Annotated in this window: 23 protein-coding genes; 22 read left to right on the forward strand and 1 reads right to left on the reverse strand. The window is 38.2% G+C overall.

Translation table 11 applies throughout. The annotated features are described in order from the left end of the window. Window positions 1-159: 159 nt before the first annotated feature. From BMW36_RS14405 to BMW36_RS14460, 12 genes are all read left to right on the forward strand, one after another. Window positions 160-1011, forward strand: a complete 852-nt coding sequence (locus BMW36_RS14405; RefSeq protein WP_089742327.1) for a PRD domain-containing protein — start codon at window positions 160-162, stop codon at window positions 1009-1011. Between the two features lie 89 nt (window positions 1012-1100). Continuing rightward, window positions 1101-1301 carry a hypothetical protein gene (locus BMW36_RS14410; protein ID WP_089742329.1) on the forward strand — a complete coding sequence of 67 codons (201 nt, stop codon included), beginning with the start codon at window positions 1101-1103 and terminating at the stop codon, window positions 1299-1301. Window positions 1302-1488: 187 nt separating this feature from the next. Beyond that, the gene (gene copZ / locus BMW36_RS14415; protein ID WP_089742331.1) at window positions 1489-1695 is read left to right on the forward strand and encodes a copper chaperone CopZ; all 207 of its coding nucleotides are present in this window, start codon (window positions 1489-1491) and stop codon (window positions 1693-1695) included. 138 nt (window positions 1696-1833) lie between these two features. After that, window positions 1834-2508, forward strand: coding sequence for a hypothetical protein (locus tag BMW36_RS14420; protein WP_089742334.1), 675 nt, complete (start codon window positions 1834-1836; stop codon window positions 2506-2508). 20 nt (window positions 2509-2528) lie between these two features. Continuing rightward, a complete protein-coding gene (locus BMW36_RS14425; protein WP_089742336.1) occupies window positions 2529-2807 on the forward strand; it encodes a glutaredoxin family protein in 279 nt (92 codons plus the stop codon). A 92-nt stretch (window positions 2808-2899) separates the two neighbouring features. After that, entirely contained in the window at window positions 2900-3529 is a 630-nt protein-coding gene (locus tag BMW36_RS14430; RefSeq protein ID WP_089742339.1) for a nitrite reductase, read from the forward strand. 18 nt (window positions 3530-3547) lie between these two features. Continuing rightward, the gene (locus tag BMW36_RS14435; protein WP_089742341.1) at window positions 3548-4975 is read left to right on the forward strand and encodes an MFS transporter; all 1428 of its coding nucleotides are present in this window, start codon (window positions 3548-3550) and stop codon (window positions 4973-4975) included. A gap of 106 nt (window positions 4976-5081) precedes the next feature. Beyond that, complete coding sequence (locus BMW36_RS14440) at window positions 5082-5384, forward strand: metal-sensing transcriptional repressor (protein ID WP_089742342.1); 303 nt, start codon at window positions 5082-5084, stop codon at window positions 5382-5384. Between the two features lie 14 nt (window positions 5385-5398). Beyond that, complete coding sequence (locus BMW36_RS14445; RefSeq protein ID WP_089742344.1) at window positions 5399-7783, forward strand: heavy metal translocating P-type ATPase; 2385 nt, start codon at window positions 5399-5401, stop codon at window positions 7781-7783. A gap of 27 nt (window positions 7784-7810) precedes the next feature. After that, entirely contained in the window at window positions 7811-8017 is a 207-nt protein-coding gene (gene copZ, locus BMW36_RS14450; protein WP_089742346.1) for a copper chaperone CopZ, read from the forward strand. A 522-nt stretch (window positions 8018-8539) separates the two neighbouring features. Beyond that, a complete protein-coding gene (locus BMW36_RS14455) occupies window positions 8540-8878 on the forward strand; it encodes a PadR family transcriptional regulator (protein WP_089742348.1) in 339 nt (112 codons plus the stop codon). Window position 8879: 1 nt separating this feature from the next. Next, window positions 8880-9218, forward strand: a complete 339-nt coding sequence (locus tag BMW36_RS14460; protein ID WP_089742350.1) for a DUF1048 domain-containing protein — start codon at window positions 8880-8882, stop codon at window positions 9216-9218. A gap of 63 nt (window positions 9219-9281) precedes the next feature. Here BMW36_RS14460 and BMW36_RS20420 read toward each other — a convergent pair whose 3' ends face one another. Continuing rightward, on the reverse strand, window positions 9282-9449 hold the full coding sequence (locus BMW36_RS20420; protein WP_175480478.1) for a hypothetical protein: 168 nt from the start codon (window positions 9447-9449) through the stop codon (window positions 9282-9284). A 179-nt stretch (window positions 9450-9628) separates the two neighbouring features. Between BMW36_RS20420 and BMW36_RS14465 the strand changes: the two genes are divergently transcribed. The 10 genes from BMW36_RS14465 (at window position 9629) to BMW36_RS14510 (ending at window position 17953) form a co-directional block, all read left to right on the forward strand. Beyond that, window positions 9629-10183, forward strand: coding sequence for a TetR/AcrR family transcriptional regulator (locus tag BMW36_RS14465; RefSeq protein ID WP_089742351.1), 555 nt, complete (start codon window positions 9629-9631; stop codon window positions 10181-10183). Window positions 10184-10236: 53 nt separating this feature from the next. Further along, window positions 10237-11652 carry a serine hydrolase domain-containing protein gene (locus BMW36_RS14470; RefSeq protein ID WP_089742353.1) on the forward strand — a complete coding sequence of 472 codons (1416 nt, stop codon included), beginning with the start codon at window positions 10237-10239 and terminating at the stop codon, window positions 11650-11652. A gap of 180 nt (window positions 11653-11832) precedes the next feature. Further along, window positions 11833-13482 (forward strand): CoA-disulfide reductase, encoded by a 1650-nt coding sequence (locus tag BMW36_RS14475; protein ID WP_089742355.1) that lies wholly within the window; start codon window positions 11833-11835, stop codon window positions 13480-13482. Between the two features lie 347 nt (window positions 13483-13829). Then, window positions 13830-14309, forward strand: a complete 480-nt coding sequence (locus BMW36_RS14480) for a DsrE/DsrF/DrsH-like family protein (RefSeq protein ID WP_089742357.1) — start codon at window positions 13830-13832, stop codon at window positions 14307-14309. Between the two features lie 26 nt (window positions 14310-14335). Next, window positions 14336-14698, forward strand: coding sequence for a rhodanese-like domain-containing protein (locus BMW36_RS14485; RefSeq protein ID WP_089742359.1), 363 nt, complete (start codon window positions 14336-14338; stop codon window positions 14696-14698). Between the two features lie 34 nt (window positions 14699-14732). After that, entirely contained in the window at window positions 14733-15029 is a 297-nt protein-coding gene (locus BMW36_RS14490; protein ID WP_089742361.1) for a rhodanese-like domain-containing protein, read from the forward strand. Between the two features lie 47 nt (window positions 15030-15076). Further along, window positions 15077-15649, forward strand: coding sequence for a sulfurtransferase TusA family protein (locus BMW36_RS14495; RefSeq protein WP_089742363.1), 573 nt, complete (start codon window positions 15077-15079; stop codon window positions 15647-15649). A gap of 80 nt (window positions 15650-15729) precedes the next feature. Then, the gene (locus BMW36_RS14500; protein ID WP_089742364.1) at window positions 15730-16857 is read left to right on the forward strand and encodes an MBL fold metallo-hydrolase; all 1128 of its coding nucleotides are present in this window, start codon (window positions 15730-15732) and stop codon (window positions 16855-16857) included. A 40-nt stretch (window positions 16858-16897) separates the two neighbouring features. After that, on the forward strand, window positions 16898-17125 hold the full coding sequence (locus BMW36_RS14505; RefSeq protein ID WP_089742367.1) for a sulfurtransferase TusA family protein: 228 nt from the start codon (window positions 16898-16900) through the stop codon (window positions 17123-17125). Window positions 17126-17176: 51 nt separating this feature from the next. Next, window positions 17177-17953, forward strand: a complete 777-nt coding sequence (locus BMW36_RS14510; protein ID WP_089742369.1) for a sulfite exporter TauE/SafE family protein — start codon at window positions 17177-17179, stop codon at window positions 17951-17953. Window positions 17954-18115: the final 162 nt, after the last annotated feature.

The following is an 18115-nucleotide window of genomic DNA, read 5'->3' on the forward strand; positions in this document are numbered from 1 at the left end:
AAATATGAACATAGCTTAAATAGCTTTAGATAGAGTAGTTACTTGTAATTGAAATAAATACCAGTAGCTACACTTTCTCTTTCCAGAATTTTTGTGTCAGCATTCCATTCGTTCATGTAATCCTGATAGAAATATTATCAAAGGAAAGGAGAATAATAGTTGATACGGATAAAAAAAGTTTTAAATTCGAGCGTTGTATTGGCAGAAGACGATCAAAAAAAAGAATTCATCCTTTTCGGCAAAGGAATCGGTTTTGGACAAAAAGCCGGAAATGTCATAAAAGAAAACCAAGCTGATCAGATGTTTCTTCCGATTGATAATATAAAAGTGAAAGAATTTATTGGCTTGTTGGATTCTATTCCGGCTGAATTTGTTGATCTGACCCAGCAGATTGTCAAGTATGCTGAAGAAAATCTGCAGGCAAAACTAAATTCCAGTATCTATTTTATGTTAATGGATCATTTGAACTTTGCGGTTGAAAGATATAAGAAAAATATTAACATCACCAACAAAGTATATTGGGAAATAAAAAATTACTATCCGGACGAATTTAATATTGGAGTACATGCTGTCAAACTAATGAATAGAAAATTCGATATTGAATTACCGATTGAAGAAGCAGCAAATATTGCATTTCATATCATCAACGCGCAAGGTGAACAACAGAAAGAGTCAAAAGATGGTATGAAGTATGCAAAGATGATCGGAAGTATTGTTAACCTGACAAGGTATTCTTTCAATATCAATATAGACACGGACAGCATTCACTATACTCGTTACATCACCCATGTTAAATTTTTTGTTGAACGTTTTTATAAAGATGAGATGTTAGATGATAAGGATAATGTCCTGTTTAAACAATTAGCCAATTTGTATCCTCAGGCGATGGATGGGGCATTTAAAATTAAAGAATATATAAAGCAAGTTCATGACAAAACAATCCCGAATGAGGAATTGGCCTATCTTGCGGTGCATATCCATCGATTAATAACTTATAACCAACTTAATTAGAACAATAATACTAATAAAAAAACAGACACTACCTCTTTGTTGAATGCAAGCTCAGCTCATGTACCTTCTATCTGGATGAATTAAGACGGGTGGCGACGGCAGAAATTGATACAATTGATGTACAGGAGTCTTCCAAAGATATTGTTATTCAGTCCATTCATGATGCAGATGTGATTGTAACACGCTCTGACCTTGCTGAGAAATTAAAGGAGCTTGTTGATGTATCACAGAAGAAAATCATCTCTGTCGGTTCTACAAACGATGTTTCGTTACTGCTTAATATGAGCTAATTTGTTTAGAAAAGATACTTTTAGGGGAATTATTTTATATCTGAAAAACAAGAAAATCAGGCGGAATTTCATTTCTGTCTGATTTTTTGATTCAAAAAAATAGAATTGGTGAGGATTTTATAACTTTACAATACAGTAGGGGGGTATGGTATGATGTAGACGAAATAAAAATTGGGAGGCAATGAAAATGACAAATACAACACTTAATGTAGTAGGTATGACTTGTGGACATTGTGTAAGTTCAGTTGAAGGAAGCGTTGGAGAACTTAACGGTGTGGAGGCAGTAAAGGTTCATTTGGATGAGGCGAAAGTTGACGTAACGTTTGATTCAGAAAAAGTGGATTTGCAAGTGATTAAAGAGACGATTGAAGAACAAGGTTACGATGTTGTTTAGAAAGTGCTAAAGCTACACGAAGCATCCCGGTAAGTTTAGTGGGGTATAAAAACCTCGCTGATTAAAATCTCACTATATAGCACAATCTATATATAACAATGTGTTATCAATAAAGATAATTAAAGGGAGGAAAAAACAATGAATCACGGTGAACACAATCATCATCACCATCATCATGCCAAATCAGAGCTTAAGACAGATGTAACCTATGATAATGGAAAAATTATGATTAAGCTGGAAGATAATAATGGCGCTCCACCAGAACTTGCTGTACAACATGAGAAAGAGATGCATTTTATCATTATTTCTAATGACTTAGAGGAATATTATCATCTGCATCCAGTAAAGGAGAAACATGGACTCTATTCAGTAAACCAGGTGCTGAGCAACGGTACCTACCAGGCATTCGTTGACATTACACCAGAAAATAAGGAGTACCAGATAAAACCAAATACCCTTCAGGTTGGAACAGGGGAAACAAGGAAAGTAAGCCTCGGAGAAAAGGATAACTGGACGAAAGAACGTGGAGGCAAGACAGTGACCTTACATCCTGTAGACGCAATGGTCGGGGAAGAAGTTCCATTGGTCTTTGATACACAGGGAGAAAAATCAGATCCATATCTCGGTGCCCTAGGTCATGTGGTTATTATTGACGAGAACGTTGAACATTATATTCATGTACATCCGGAAACAGAAGTAACTACAACGTTTAATGCACATTTTCAAACCCCGGGCATGTACAAAATCTGGGCCGAATTTAAGTTTGGTGAAAACGTAGAAGTTTATCCATTTATCATTGAAGTAAAAGAATAAACAAGGAGGTATGGTTAGAGATGAACAACTATCAGCTGGAAGTTTACACAAGACCAACCTGTTCAGATTGCCAGGACTTAAAGAAGTTTCTGCAAAAGAATCAGATTCCACACAAGGAATATGATTTAGCACAACAACCATCAAAAGAAGAAGATCTTAAAAAATTAACAGGAAACAGGATTGTTCCAGCACTTGTATTTTCCCGTCGATCCTTTTTGGGTATAAAGAAAAAGTCAAAAAGTATGATAGGGTTCGAGAGGAATAAGGATGAAATAATGAAACTGCTAAATGTTGGGTAGGTCGCATGGAATAACCTGATTATTTTTTTATTCAAAATAATACCCTCCCCCTGTATAGTATCAAATTGTTATGAGAAGGAAGGGAAACAAATATGGAGACAGATGTACCAAAAATAAAGATCGCCGTAAATGGGGGAATCGGATTTGGAGCAAAGCTGAACGCCAAACAGCTTGTAACCATCTCCAAATACATGAATGAAGAGGATGAGCTGGAATTAACCACATTTCAACAGCTATATCTGGAAATTCCTGAGCATAGAAAAGACGAAATCATTGAGGAGCTGGAAAGCGTTGGGCTGGCCTGTTACCCAGTTGGGAATGTTGTCAAAAGTTTGCGAACATGTAATTTTTGCAAAGGGGAAGAACGAGAGGGGATGCCGATTGCAAAAGAATTAAACCGGCGATTTGCTGGAAAGCCGGTTCCTTTTACACTAAAGATGGCCTATACAGGCTGTGCGGTAGGCTGCGGTGAACCTATGCTCAGTGATATCGGTGTGATGAAATTCAAAGACCGTTACAATTTATATATCGGGGGAAAAGCGAAGGGGAAAGATGCCGAAGTTGGATATTTACTGAAGGAAGGTCTGACACCGGAAGAATTGTACGATACAGTAGATAAACTTATTGCAGCATATGCCGAAATGGGTAAGAAACGAGAGGCATTTTATAAATTCTGCAAGAGAGTTGATATCGATCAATTAAATGAAAACAAAATAATGTAATATTGGGGGTACATCATTATGTCAACAAATACAATTTCACAACCAGATCCAAATCGCTGGAAAGCACTGGCATTGTTATGCTTTGCGAATTTCCTTGTAATGATGGATTCGGCAATTATTCAGATTGCCCTGCCATCGATTAAAGAAACACTTGGTTACAGTCAGGAAAATTTACAATGGGTAATGAGTGCATTTCTTATTTTCTTTGGGGGATTCTTATTATTAGGCGGAAGGTTAGCAGATTTATTCGGAAACCGGCGCATCTTTAATTTTGGTGTTATCATTTTAATCATTTCTTCCTTATTTGCAGGAATAGCCTGGAGCGAAATGAGTCTCAACGTCTCAAGGGCAGTTCAAGGATTAGGATCTGCATTCATTGCGCCAGCTGCACTTTCCCTTATTATGATCCTGTTTTCTTCCAATAGTAAAGAAATGGGCAAAGCCCTTGCATTCTGGGGTCTGTCCGGGGCAGCGGGTGGTGCTTTGGGTATCGTTATGGGTGGTATCATTACAGAGTTTGTCGGCTGGCGCTGGACATTATTGATCTATGTTCCACTTGGTATCATTGTGCTTCTCCTGTCTCCAAAGCTTTTACAAAAGTCAGGAAGTAAAGCAACCGGCCGTGTCGATTATATTGGCGCAATATTAGTGACCATTTCTTCCATGCTCATTGTTTATGGAATTGTAACAGCAGAGCATAGTGGCTGGCAGTCCATCAATACCATTCTGCCATTATCAATAGGGGCTGTATTGTTCATCGTATTTATCATCGTACAGTCGAAAACAAAAGAACCGCTCATGCCACTTAATATTTTTAAGACACCGAATCTTGCGATAGGAAATATTTCTGTTTTCTTAATAGCAGCTTCATGGTTCCCGCTCGTATATATTCTTGTTTTATACTTGCAGCAGATTTTACAGCTCTCTCCATTTATTGCAGCGATGGCGATGCTGCCAATGCCAATTTTTATGGCCATCTTCATGGTTGCCATTGCGGAAAAAGTAATGGAGAAGTTCGGAATTAAGAAGACACTTGTTACGGGATTTGTCTTGCTTGGAGCAGCGGGGATTTTATTTTCCCAAACAGCCGGCGTTGATGGAAACTACTGGACAAATGTCTTGCTTGCTTCCTTAATAGCATCTTTAGGTAATGCCCTTGCCTATTTACCTGCTACAACAGCATCCGTATCAGAAGTGGAATCAGGAAGGTCAGGTATTGCATCTGGTTTATATAATACTTTTTACCAAATTGGCTCGGCGGTAGGTCTTGCTGTAATAGTGGCTATTGCCGGTGCAACTACTGCTTCAAGTACAGCAGAATCACAGACAGGTGCCTTGAATGCAGGCTTCCAGCAGGGATTTTTCTGGATAGGAATAATCGCATTGATTGGATTTGTGCTTGCACTTCTGTTCACACGATCTACAAAGGCTGGAAAAAACGAATAATGCCCTTGTGAACTTTTATTGAATGGAGCCGAAAGTTCTCTTTTATTTGACAATAATACCATAAGGGGGTATAGTATAAATATAATAAAAAAAGGAAGTGATTTATTTGGATAAGTTCTTACATGACCACCCAAGTAAACCTAGAACGCAGGATGAAAAGCAAAAAGTAATAAATCGTTTAAAACGTATAGAAGGACAAGTCCGCGGAATACAGAAAATGGTGGAAGAAGACAGGTATTGTGTTGATATTTTAGTGCAAATCAGTGCAATTCAATCCGCGTTAAAAAATGTTGGTTTCTCTGTCACAGAACGACACCTTAATCATTGTGTCAGTGATGCGATCAAGCAAGGTGACGGGAAAGCAACGATTGATGAATTAATGAGTGTAATGAAGCAGTTTTCCAAGTAAGGAGGGGAACAATTATGGGAGAAACAAATCATGCAACACTTGGTATAACAGGAATGACCTGTGCTGCTTGTTCAACCCGAATTGAAAAGGTATTAAATAAAATGGATGGAGTCGAAGCTCAAGTCAATTTAACGACAGAAAAAGCAACCGTAGAATATGATTCTAAGAAAACTTCCATTGAAGATATTACGCAAAAAATCGAAAAAGTTGGCTACGGTGTTTTAATGGAGAAAGCAGAGTTAGATGTGTTTGGAATGACTTGTGCTGCATGTTCAACCCGAATAGAAAAAGTCTTGAACAAGCAAGATGGTGTTAAGTCTGCATCTGTAAACTTAACAACAGAATCAGCATCAATAAAGTATAACCCTGGTTTGGTTAACCAGAAAGCAATTATTGAGAAAATTAAAACACTCGGCTATGATGCGAAGCCAAAAGCGGAAGCAGCAGAAAAACAAACACATAAAGAAAAAGAAATTAAGAATATGAAAACAAAATTAATCATTTCTGCTGTTTTATCTGCACCGCTTCTAGTAACAATGCTTGTTCATTTATTTAATTTGGCGATACCAGCTATCTTTATGAATCCATGGTTCCAATTCGCTTTAGCAACACCTGTTCAGTTTATTATCGGCTGGCAATTTTATGTTGGGGCATATAAGAACCTTCGTAATGGTGGAGCGAACATGGATGTGCTTGTGGCATTAGGTACGAGTGCGGCGTATTTCTACAGTTTATACGAAGCGTTTAAGACAATTGGCAATCCAGACTATATGGCGCATTTATACTTTGAAACAAGTGCAGTATTAATTACGTTGATATTATTTGGTAAGTATCTGGAAGCAAGAGCGAAGAGCCAAACAACGAATGCTCTGTCTTCTTTACTTAATTTACAGGCAAAAGAAGCACGTGTGATCAGAAATGGCGAGGAAACAATGATACCAGTCGAAGAAGTTGCCGTTGGGGATCGCTTGGTTGTCAAACCAGGTGAGAAAATACCTGTTGACGGTATTGTAGTGAAAGGAAGAACTTCTGTTGATGAATCGATGATTACAGGGGAATCTATTCCAATTGAAAAAGAAATAGATGCTAACGTAATAGGGTCAACGATCAATAAAAATGGTTCGATTGAAATGGAAGCGACCAAAGTCGGGAAAGATACAGCCCTTGCTTCGATTGTAAAAATTGTGGAGGATGCCCAAGGTTCGAAAGCGCCAATCCAGCGATTAGCTGATATCATTTCAGGTTATTTCGTACCGATTGTTGTAGGGATAGCCATTCTCACATTTGTCATATGGATCGCTTTCGTCGAACCTGGCCAGTTTGAACCAGCGTTAGTTGCAGCAATTGCTGTCCTAGTTATTGCATGTCCTTGTGCTTTAGGGCTTGCAACACCTACATCCATTATGGTTGGAACAGGAAAAGCTGCAGAGAATGGAATTCTGTTTAAAGGCGGAGAGCACCTTGAACGTACACATGCCTTAAACGCAATCGTGTTGGATAAAACAGGGACAATCACAAAAGGTAAACCAGAAGTGACAGACTTTACTGGTGATGAGGAAACATTACAGCTGCTTGCAAGTGCGGAGAAAGGCTCAGAACACCCGCTTGCAGAAGCAATTGTTGCCTATGCAACCGAAAAAAATATCGAATTGGTTGATGTGGATGACTTTACTGCAATACCTGGACATGGTATCGAGGTAACGATCTCAAACAAGCATATTCTTGTTGGTAACCGCAAACTGATGCAGAATCACCAAATTGATGTTGGCGGGGCAGAACAAGAATTGATTGATTATGAGATAGAAGGAAAAACAGCGATGTTAATCGCAATGGACGGACAGTTCCGTGGAATTGTTTCAGTCGCTGATACCATTAAAGAAACAGCACCACAAGCAATCAGAGAATTAAAAGAACAAGGCTTGGAAGTTATCATGTTAACAGGGGATAATGAACGAACGGCACAAGCAATTGCCAAACAGGTTGGTATCGATAAAGTAATTGCTCAAGTTTTACCAGAGGAAAAAGCAGATAAAGTGAAAGAAATTCAGGATCGAGGTAAAAAGGTTGCAATGGTCGGTGATGGGGTAAACGATGCCCCAGCATTAGCAATCGCCGATATCGGAATTGCGATAGGAACGGGAACGGAAGTAGCAATTGAAGCTGCCGATGTCACGATTCTTGGTGGTGAATTATTGCTTATACCTAAAGCAATCAAAATAAGCCATGCTACAATCAAGAATATCCGCCAAAACCTGTTCTGGGCATTCGGTTACAATACTGCAGGAGTCCCGATTGCGGCTTTAGGGTTATTGGCTCCTTGGATTGCTGGTGCAGCAATGGCATTAAGTTCAGTAAGTGTTGTCTCTAACTCATTACGCTTAAAACGAGTCAAATTATAAAGTCCACTGTAAAGGAGGTGATAGGCCATGGAAAAAACGTTAAACGTACAAGGCATGACATGCGGTCATTGCAAAATGTCAGTTGAAGGGGCATTAAAAGAATTAGATGGCGTGTCAGCTGCTGAAGTTAATTTAGAAGTTGGCAGTGTTGATGTTACTTTTGATGAATCCAAAGTAACTGTTGCTGCAATGAAAGAAGCGATTGAAGAACAAGGTTATGAGGTGGAAGACTAATATATGAAAAAGCTGGTTTTCAGTTATGGAAACCAGCTTTTTCATTATAGAGCTGTAGCCTGGGAACAGGAGAAGTGACTATCCATTTCTAATGTAGTAGAGTTTTTCATATTTCAGACCACCTTTTGTATTGTAATTCTAGCACGTAGTACAGTGAGGACTGAAAAAAATTTATCTTATCTTAATTGGGATCCCAGCTATATTAAGGGTGAAGGCTTTCTTTATTTTGACAAGAAATGAAGGTAAGTCACTGCGATATACAGTATCAATATATTCTTAAAGAAACAGCTTGCATAACGTAACTCACGGATAATCTTTCTTTCTTACTGATGTTTGACTGTATGCATGAAACTGACCTAAGCTGCTCCTGGGTGATTAAATCAAATTGCTTCCATTCATTTGTATAAAGAGAAATTATGTTGACAGCGACCGCTATTCAGTGATACTATGTACTTGTAGTAAGTAATACTGAATACCAGTAATAATGAGTACTGAGAAAATATAGAAAAATGGGTGAGAAATTTGGAAAATATCACAGAGATGCTGAAAGGAGTACTGGAGGGTTGTGTGCTTGAGATCATCAGTCGCGGCGAAACTTACGGCTATGAAATCACACAGCAGCTGCGCGAACTTGGCTTCACTGATGTGGTTGAGGGGACAGTTTATACGATTACGATGCGACTTGAGAAGAACAAACTGGTGGATATTGAGAAAAAGAAATCCAATGTGGGCCCCCCAAGAAAATTTTACAAACTTAACACAGCAGGTCAGGAAAGACTCGAAGTTTTCTGGGAAAGATGGGAATTCGTTTCAAGTAAAATTAATGAATTGAAATCGAAAGAAATCCAAAGGAGAAGATAACATGAGTATTATGGAAAAGATTATTGGTGATCTGAATGACAAGCGGGAATGGAAGGCGATGGAGAAGCGGGCAAAGGGGCTTCCCGTGGAATATTATAATGCCTATAAAGCTATCCAAAAATATATGTGGACTACTGGCGGTCTCACTAACTGGGATGACATAAACCGTATTTTTAACGGCATTATAGATATGTTTGAGGAAGGAGCAGTGTCTGGAAAGAAAGTCACTGACCTTACAGGCGAGGACGTAGCCTCATTTTGCGAAGAATTAGTGAAGGACGCGGCAACATGGAAAGATAAACATCGCGAAAAGTTGAATGAAACGATTGGGCGTGAATAGTTCAAGTAAAGGGGAATTGAATTTTATGATGCTAAAAAGAAAGCAGGCGGCTGCCTGCTTTCTTTACTCTATCCATATAACGTTCCATATTGGCCCTTGTCTTAAATGCGAATTTAATTTCTTTGCAAGCAAATCTGCAGCAGAGAAATCAGAAAAAGTTTTATTCAAATCGCTGTTTGAGTCTTTTAAGGTTTCTGTTTCCCCATTAACGTCTCGTACAATAACGAACATTGGGTCATCTCCTTAATTTCAGACTGATTTTTTGCTGTATCATAAGTATCTCATACAAAGAAGCAAGTGTAAACCAAGCATTCGACATATAGTTGATGAAAGAGTGAAAATTGAATATTGACAAATATGCTGGAAAAATTTATGATTTGGTTGGATGACCAAAAAGTGAGGTGAATAAATTGCATAAGCAGGATAAACGCCAACTGTTAATTGATGCTGCATACAAGGTATTTGCGAGAAAAGGTTACAAGGATGCTTCCATAAAAGAAATCGCAGAATATGCGGATATAACACCAGGGCTTGTTCACTATTATTTTAATAGTAAAGAGGAGTTATTTTTTGCTGTACAGGAAAAAGCGCAAAAGGAATACCATGCACAATATATTGATGCAGATAAAGATTCGACTTCTTTAAAAGAAGTGATGGAAGAGATTAAAAATCGCGCGATAGAGAATCCTGACTGGTATCGATTACGGTATGAAAGTTATGCTCATGGGATAAAGGATAAAGTTTTTCAGGAGAATGTGTCCGCTTTTTTGAAAAAAGGGAGAGAGAGCATCGAATGGCCATTAAATGAATTGGCTCCAGGAAAATCAGGGAATACGGAATTGGCGGGAATTCTATTGGCCTGTTTTGATGGCCTGGCATTACAGAAAATCGTCGATGAAGAATTTGATATAGACCTAGCATATGAAATTCTGTCAGAGCTGATTAGTACATATATCAAGAAATAAATTTTTTTAACTATAAATTGGTTGGGTGACCAATTAAGAGAGGAGGAAATAAGATGAGAAGATGGATGATAATAATCTCTTTTGTAATGCTGCTTGTGATGCCAATATCAGTCTCTGCTGCAGATTCAGAAGTGGATCAGATCGAAAAATATATGGAAGATGCTTTGGAAAAATATAATATTCCCGGAGCTTCGTTAGCTGTAGTGAAAGAAGGTAAAGTCATTTTTCAAGACAGCTGGGGGAAGCAAAGTGATGACACCGAAGTGACTGATCAGTCTTTATTTTTATTAGGGTCATTAAGCAAACCACTTACAAGTCTTGGGATTATGAGGATGGTTGAGAATGGGCAGATAGAGTTAGATGTACCTATTAAGATGTATATCCCGGAATTTATTTCAGAACGTTCTCATTTAGAAGATATTACAGTTCGCCAGCTGTTATCACATACAAGCGGATTTTCTGGCTATGCCGGATTGGAGGTTGCCGATCAAAATGTCCGGGGAGAGAATGCCATTCAGAAGGTATTAGAAAAGATAGATGATTTTTCGCTAATATCTTCACCGGGAGAAACCTATGAATATAGTGCGACGAATTATCTGTTGCTTGGATATATCATCGCATCCGTTTCAGGTCAATCATTTCCAGACTATATGGAAGCGGAGGTTTTCCAAGAATTGAACATGGAACGTACGGTGTCTACATATGAAAAGGCAGTTGAATTAGGCTATCAAAACGGATATCAGTCATGGTTTGGAAAGCCTGTAAAGAGTGAGGTTATTTATGATAACAGCGGCGCACCTTATGGTTATATGGCGTCAAGTGCCCAGGACCTGGCTAATTTTGTAGCTTTCTTACTTAATGAAGGAGATGGCGTTCTTTCGGAAGAAATGTTTGAGGAGTATGCAGCTCCACAGGTGGAACGTGGGGAAGATGCTTTCTATGGACTGGGCTGGTTTATTTCAACGAAAAAGAATGATCCTTATTATTTCCACAGTGGATCCACCCCAACTTCATTAGCGCAGCTGCTTGTAGATGAACAGGATGACTTTGGATTTGTGCTATTAACCAATAAACATAATATATCAGAAGTTTTACACACAACGTATATGCGGGAAGGCATTAAGCAAATTCTTGAAGGGGAAGGAGTCCCTCAGCTTCCGGATTCTAATTATTCGATGCAATGGATCACATTGGGAACAAGTGTAGTCCTTTCCTTATTGGTATTATGGAGCCTTTTTCTATTAATCAGGAAAAAAGTGGTGCGGACTAAGTTATGGGGAGGAACAGGTCTCTTTTCATTTATTATGGCATTTATTCTCATACCAGTTTTAACAAAAATATTCCATGCCCCATGGTACACTATGAAAGTGACAGCACCTGATATTGCCTTTTTCATTCAATGGACGGTAGGAGTGCTATTAGTTTACGGGGTGAGTGTATTGATAGTGACGTTTCGGAAAATAAGATGAGAGAATAAAAGATTGATAGAAAAAATAAATTGACAAAATACCCTATTGGGTATATAGTTGCTTTATGAACAAGTGGTATACCAACCACTTTTTATTTTAATCCATCTTATACCCGTGTAGGTATATGTAAGGATGTTAAAAACAGGAGTACAACGATAAAAACTTTGGAGGTTTTTAATCATGAAAAAAATTATAATTGTCGGCGGTGTTGCTGGTGGTGCGACTGCTGCAGCAAGACTGAGAAGATTAGATGAGAAATCACACATTGTATTGTTTGAAAGAGGAGAGCATGTCTCATTTGCGAATTGCGGGCTTCCATACTATATTGGGGAAACGATTAAAGACCGTAACAAATTATTTGTTCAAACGGTAGAAGGTATGAGTAGAAAATTCAATCTGGACATCCGCAACTTAACTGAAGTAAGAAAAATTGATCGTGAAAATAAAACAGTAGAAGTGAAAAACTTACAAACTGGTGAAACATACGAGGAAAGCTATGATGCACTGATTCTATCACCTGGTGCGAAACCAATTTTTCCGCCAATTGCAGGAATCAACGAAGCAGATAATATTTTTACACTAAGAAATATTCCTGATACTGACAAGATTAAAACATATGTGGATGAAACTAAGCCAAAAAAAGCTGTAGTTATTGGGGGAGGATTTATTGGTTTGGAAATGGCTGAAAATTTAGTAGATCGCGGTATTCATGTAACGCTTGTGGAGATGGCAAAACAAGTAATGGCCCCATTAGATGTGGAAATGGCAGCTATTGTTCATCGTCACTTAAAAGAAAAAGGCGTACATTTGATCCTGGAAGACGGAGTAAAAGCATTTGAAGATAACGGCATGAAAATAGTCTTGAACAGTGGAAAAGAACTGACAACTGATATGACGATGCTGTCAATCGGTGTAAAGCCTGAGAATTCATTAGCAGCAGATGCTGGTTTGGACATTGGTGAACGTGGTGGGATAAAGGTTAATGAATATTTACAAACAAACGATCCGGCAATCTTCGCTTTAGGAGATGCGATTGAGGTAACCGATTATATTAATGGCCAGCCTGCCATGATTCCATTAGCAGGACCTGCAAACCGCCAAGGAAGAATTGTTGCGAATAATGTGTATGGCAAGAATCAAGTGTATAAAGGCACATTAGGCACAGGTATTGCAAAAGTTTTTGATCTAACAGTTGCAACAACAGGGAATAACGAAAAGGTACTAAGTCAAAAAGGAATGGCATATCAAGTCGCTCACGTGCACCCTGCTTCCCATGCTGGTTATTATCCTGGTGCATCTCCAATTGCATTAAAACTGATATTTGACGGGAAATCTGGTGAAATCTACGGTGCGCAGGCGGTAGGTGTTGATGGTGTGGACAAGCGTATGGATGTAATAGCAACCGCGATTAAAGGTAAATTGACAGTACATGATTTAACAGAAATTGAGCTTTCTTATGCACCGCCATTTTCCTCAGCAAAGGATCCTGTTAATATGGCAGGCTACGTTGCATCGAATATGATTGATGACGGTATAGAAACCGTACAATGGCATGAAATAGATCAAATTATTGCAGATGGCGGTATACTGATTGATGTCCGTGAACCTGTTGAAAGGGAAGCAGGATTTATCGCAGGATCTATCAACATACCTTTAGGAGAAATTCGGGATCGTTTAGATGAAATACCTAAAGACCAAACGATTTATGTAACCTGTCAGGTTGGATTGCGTGGTTATCTAGCAACTAGAATTTTAACTGCAAATGGTTATCAAGCCAAAAATTTAGACGGTGGCTGGAAAACATATTCAACGGTCTTTCATTCTAATTAAGACAATAGAACCTCGCTGATACGATGCTTGCACAAATGGAAACATTGTTTAGGCAACAGATTCCAATTTTACGAAAGATATTACAGGCTTGTGCACAAACAATCGTAATATGGTAGTAACAATCAAACCGTAACATATTTTCGTAAAGAGGAATAAAAACAAGTCCCCTCTATCAATGTCTATCAATGGGGGCTTCAAATTTTTAGTGTTGACAAAATACCTATTAGGGTATATTATGGACCTTGTGAGAAAAAACTTGCGTTATAACAGTGTGGAAACCCACTTTTTATTTCAATTAATTAATACCCTATGGGGTAATTGGGATTAGGACTAAAAGGAGGATGAACATGACAGAAAACAAGAAAACAACGATCGTTTTATTCAGCGGGGATTACGACAAGGCGATGGCAGCTTATATTATTGCGAATGGTGCAGCTGCCTATGATCATGAGGTAACGATCTTTCACACTTTCTGGGGCTTAAATGCTTTAAGGAAAGATGAGAATATTCAAGTGAAAAAAGGGTTTATGGAAAAGATGTTTGGCAAGATGATGCCAAGAGGCTCAGATAAAATGGGCTTATCAAAAATGAACTTTGCCGGGTTAGGACCGAAAATGATTAAAAGTGTAATGAAAAAGCATAATGCGATGCCATTACCAGATTTAGTTGAGATGGCAAAAGAACAGGATGTAAAACTAGTCGCATGTACGATGACAATGGATTTATTAGGGCTTCAAAAAGAAGAACTGTTAGATAATATTGAATATGCAGGTGTTGCAGCATATTTAGGTGACGCTGAAGATGGAAATGTGAACTTATTTATCTAATTCATTATTTGCGGGAGGAAGAAAAAATGGAATATTTCATTTATGTTATTTATGCGTTCGCTTTGTTCTTCATTGTGAAAAGATTCATGCCTGTAAAGGGTGTTGATAATATCTCTGCAACAGAACTTAAAGCCGTGTTAAAAGACAAAAATAAGCAGTTTGTCGATGTTCGAACACCTGCAGAATTTAAAGGAAACAATATTAGCGGATTTAAAAATATTCCGCTTCATACACTAGGCCAAAAAGCAAAACATGAACTTTCGATTGATAAAGAGGTAGTTGTCATCTGTCAAAGTGGAATGAGAAGTCAAAAAGCATCAAAAACACTCAGGAAATTAGGATTTGCAAAAGTAACCAATGTAAAGGGCGGAATGAATGCCTGGAGATAAATGAGATTTTATATGATGAGGGGAGAGGAAAAGGATGAAAGAAATTTCTACTATAGAACTACAAAGTTTACTGGAAGAAAACAAAGAATTAAACATGGTGGATGTCCGTGAAGCAGCTGAAGTGGCAGAAGGGAAAATTCCCGGTGCAGTAAATATTCCACTAGGTTTACTGGAATTCAGAATGCATGAATTAAATAAATCAAAGGAATATGTGATGATTTGCCGTTCAGGTGGCAGGAGCGCTCAGGCAGCTGAGTTTTTGAAAAATCAAGGTTTTAAAGTAATCAATATGACTGGCGGAATGCTTGCTTGGCAAGGAGAAACGGAGTAATTTTTATAATCATAAATATACCCTTGTAGGTATTAGGAGGTTATCTTATGGAAAATGTAAAAGCGAATGTGTTGCTGGATGCGAAAGGGTTAGCTTGTCCGATGCCGATTGTGAAAACGAAAAAAGCGATCAAAGATTTAGATGCAGGACAAGTCATTGAAGTACAGGCAACAGATAAAGGATCCAAAGCGGATATGGAAGCATGGGCCAAAAGTTCAGGGCATCAGTATTTAGGAACAGTAATAGAAGGTGATGTTCTTAAACATTATTTAAGAAAAGCTTTGAATGATGAGGACACAGTGGAAAAGAAACATCCACTAACGGCTACAAACGAAGAATTAGAATCCAAATTAAATGAAAATATTGTCGTTCTCGATGTAAGAGAGTCAGCAGAATATGCATTTAACCATATTCCTAATGCTATTTCAATCCCTTTAGGAGAGTTGGAAGATCGTTTAAGTGAGCTAAACAAAGAGGATCAAATCTATGTCGTTTGTCGTACAGGGAGCAGAAGTGATTTAGCAGCACAGAAGTTAGCAGGCAATGGCTTCAAAGATGTATTTAATGTATTACCAGGTATGAGCAATTGGTCTGGCGACACGACAAAGCTAGAAAATTAAGACAACGAAACAATCACAGGAAGTAAGTGAATGTGCCAGAATACTTGTATCAAATATTATACTGCGGGGGGTAATTTGAAATGACTGTAAAGATGATGAGTGCGCATGAAGTGACGAAAAAGGTCTTTCAGAAAGAAGCATTATTTATTTTGGATGTTCGTAATGAGGATGCATTTGCTGATTGGAAGATTGAAGGGGAAAACTTTGAATATTTGAATATTCCTTATTTTGAACTGTTAGATGGGGTAGAAGAAATCATCGAAAAGCTGCCTTCTGATAAAGAAATTTTAGTTGTATGTGCGAAAGAAGGTTCATCGGTCATGGTAGCTGAAATGCTCTCTGAAGAAGGGTTAACAGTTTCTTATCTGCGAGGTGGAATGAAAGCATGGAGTGAACATTTAGAGCCAGTTAAAGTGGGAGACCTTAAGGGCGGCGGAGAAGTTTATCAGTTCGTTCGAATCGGGAAAGGCTGTCTTTCATATATGGTTCTTTCTAATGGGGAAGCTGCTGTTATTGATGCGACACGTATGACAGATATTTTCACAGACTTTGCGGCAAATAAAGGTGTAAAAATTACTAACGTATTTGATACACACTTACACGCAGATCACATTTCTGGCGGAAGAAAAATTGCTGAGCAAACAGGTGCCATGTACTGGCTGCCGCCGAAAGATGCTGAGGAAGTAACTTTTGAGTATGCAGCATTGGAAGGTGGAAATGTTGTAACAATAGGGAAGACTTTCATCGATATTCATGCATTATACTCACCGGGGCATACCATTGGTTCTACTTCCTTTATAGTAGATGAAAAATTCCTAATGTCAGGGGACATTTTATTTATCGATTCAATCGGACGGCCTGACCTGGCTGGAATGGCAGAAGACTGGGTTGGCGATTTAAGAGAGAGTCTTTATTCACGATACAGAGAATTATCTGAGGAATTAGTCGTGTTGCCTGCACACTTTATGATAATCGATGAATTGAATGAGGATGGAAGTGTTTCAGAAAAACTGGGTACACTTTTTATCAACAACCATGGATTAAACATTGACGATGAAGTGGAATTTAGAAAGCTGGTAACAGAGAATTTACCACCACAGCCAAATGCTTATCAGGAAATTCGGGAAACCAATATGGGTAAAATCACGCCTGAAGAAGAAAAACAAAGAGAAATGGAAATTGGACCAAACCGTTGTGCGGTCCGCTAAACAAAAATTCAAGAGGTATTATTTTTAGGAGGAATAGAAAATGGATGTAAATAAAATATTAGATGCAAAAGGATTAGCTTGTCCGATGCCAATTGTAAAAACAAAAAAAGCGATCAACGAATTGGAAACAGGTCAAATTTTAGAAGTACATGCAACAGATAAAGGTGCAAAGAGTGACTTAACAGCATGGGCGAAATCTGGCGGTCATGAGTTATTAAAAGATACCGAAGAAAATGATGTATTAAAATTCTGGATTAAGAAAGGTTAATAAGCAGGGAACCATATGGATGGTTCCCTTTACTTAAGGAGGTAGAATAAGATGGACATTCCTTTTATTATTACTGTATTTTTAATCGGCTTCATTGGATCCTTTATTTCTGGAATGTTAGGTATAGGTGGTTCGATTATTAAATATCCAATGCTATTATATATCCCGCCATTATTCGGTGTTGCCGCATTTACCGCACATGAGGTATCGGGGATTAGTGCTGTACAGGTGCTGTTTGCGACGATTGGTGGTGTATGGGCCTATCGAAAAGGCGGGTATTTAAATAAAACACTGATTCTGTATATGGGTATTAGTATTTTAATTGGTAGTTTCATTGGTGGATTTGGATCGAAATTATTATCAGAAAGTGGGATCAATTTAACTTACGGTATTCTCGCATTAATAGCCGCAGTGATGATGTTTGTACCAAAAAAGGGAATTGATGATATCCCGTTAGATCAAGTAACATTCAATAAATGGTTGGCAGCAATATTTGCGTTAATTGTCGGAATTGGAGCAGGGATTGTTGGTGCGGCTGGAGCGTTTTTATTAGTGCCAATTATGCTGGTTATTTTAAAAATCCCTACTAGAATGACGATCGCTTCCTCATTGGCCATCACATTTATTTCCTCAATCGGAGCCACAGTAGGGAAAATTTCAACAGGACAGGTGGAATACTTCCCGGCTGTCATCATGATTATCGCCAGTTTAATTGCATCACCACTAGGTGCAAATGTCGGTAAGAAAGTAAATGCGAAGGCATTGCAAGTAATTTTAGCAATACTGATAGCTGGAACTGCGATTAAGATTTGGATGGATATTTTTTAAAACAGATAATAAGTTGTTAGGCTCAAAAGATTTAAAGTAATACACGAAAAGGTTATTTATTTAACCTTTTTACATACGAAAAATTTTGGTTTCAATAATACCCTTAGTGGTATATGTGCTATAGAGGTTAATAAATTGAACAGAATAGGGAAAATTATCATG

Origin of the sequence: Gracilibacillus ureilyticus (assembly GCF_900111195.1) — a bacterium.
In the GTDB taxonomy this organism is placed as follows: Bacteria; Bacillota; Bacilli; order Bacillales; family Amphibacillaceae; genus Gracilibacillus; species Gracilibacillus ureilyticus.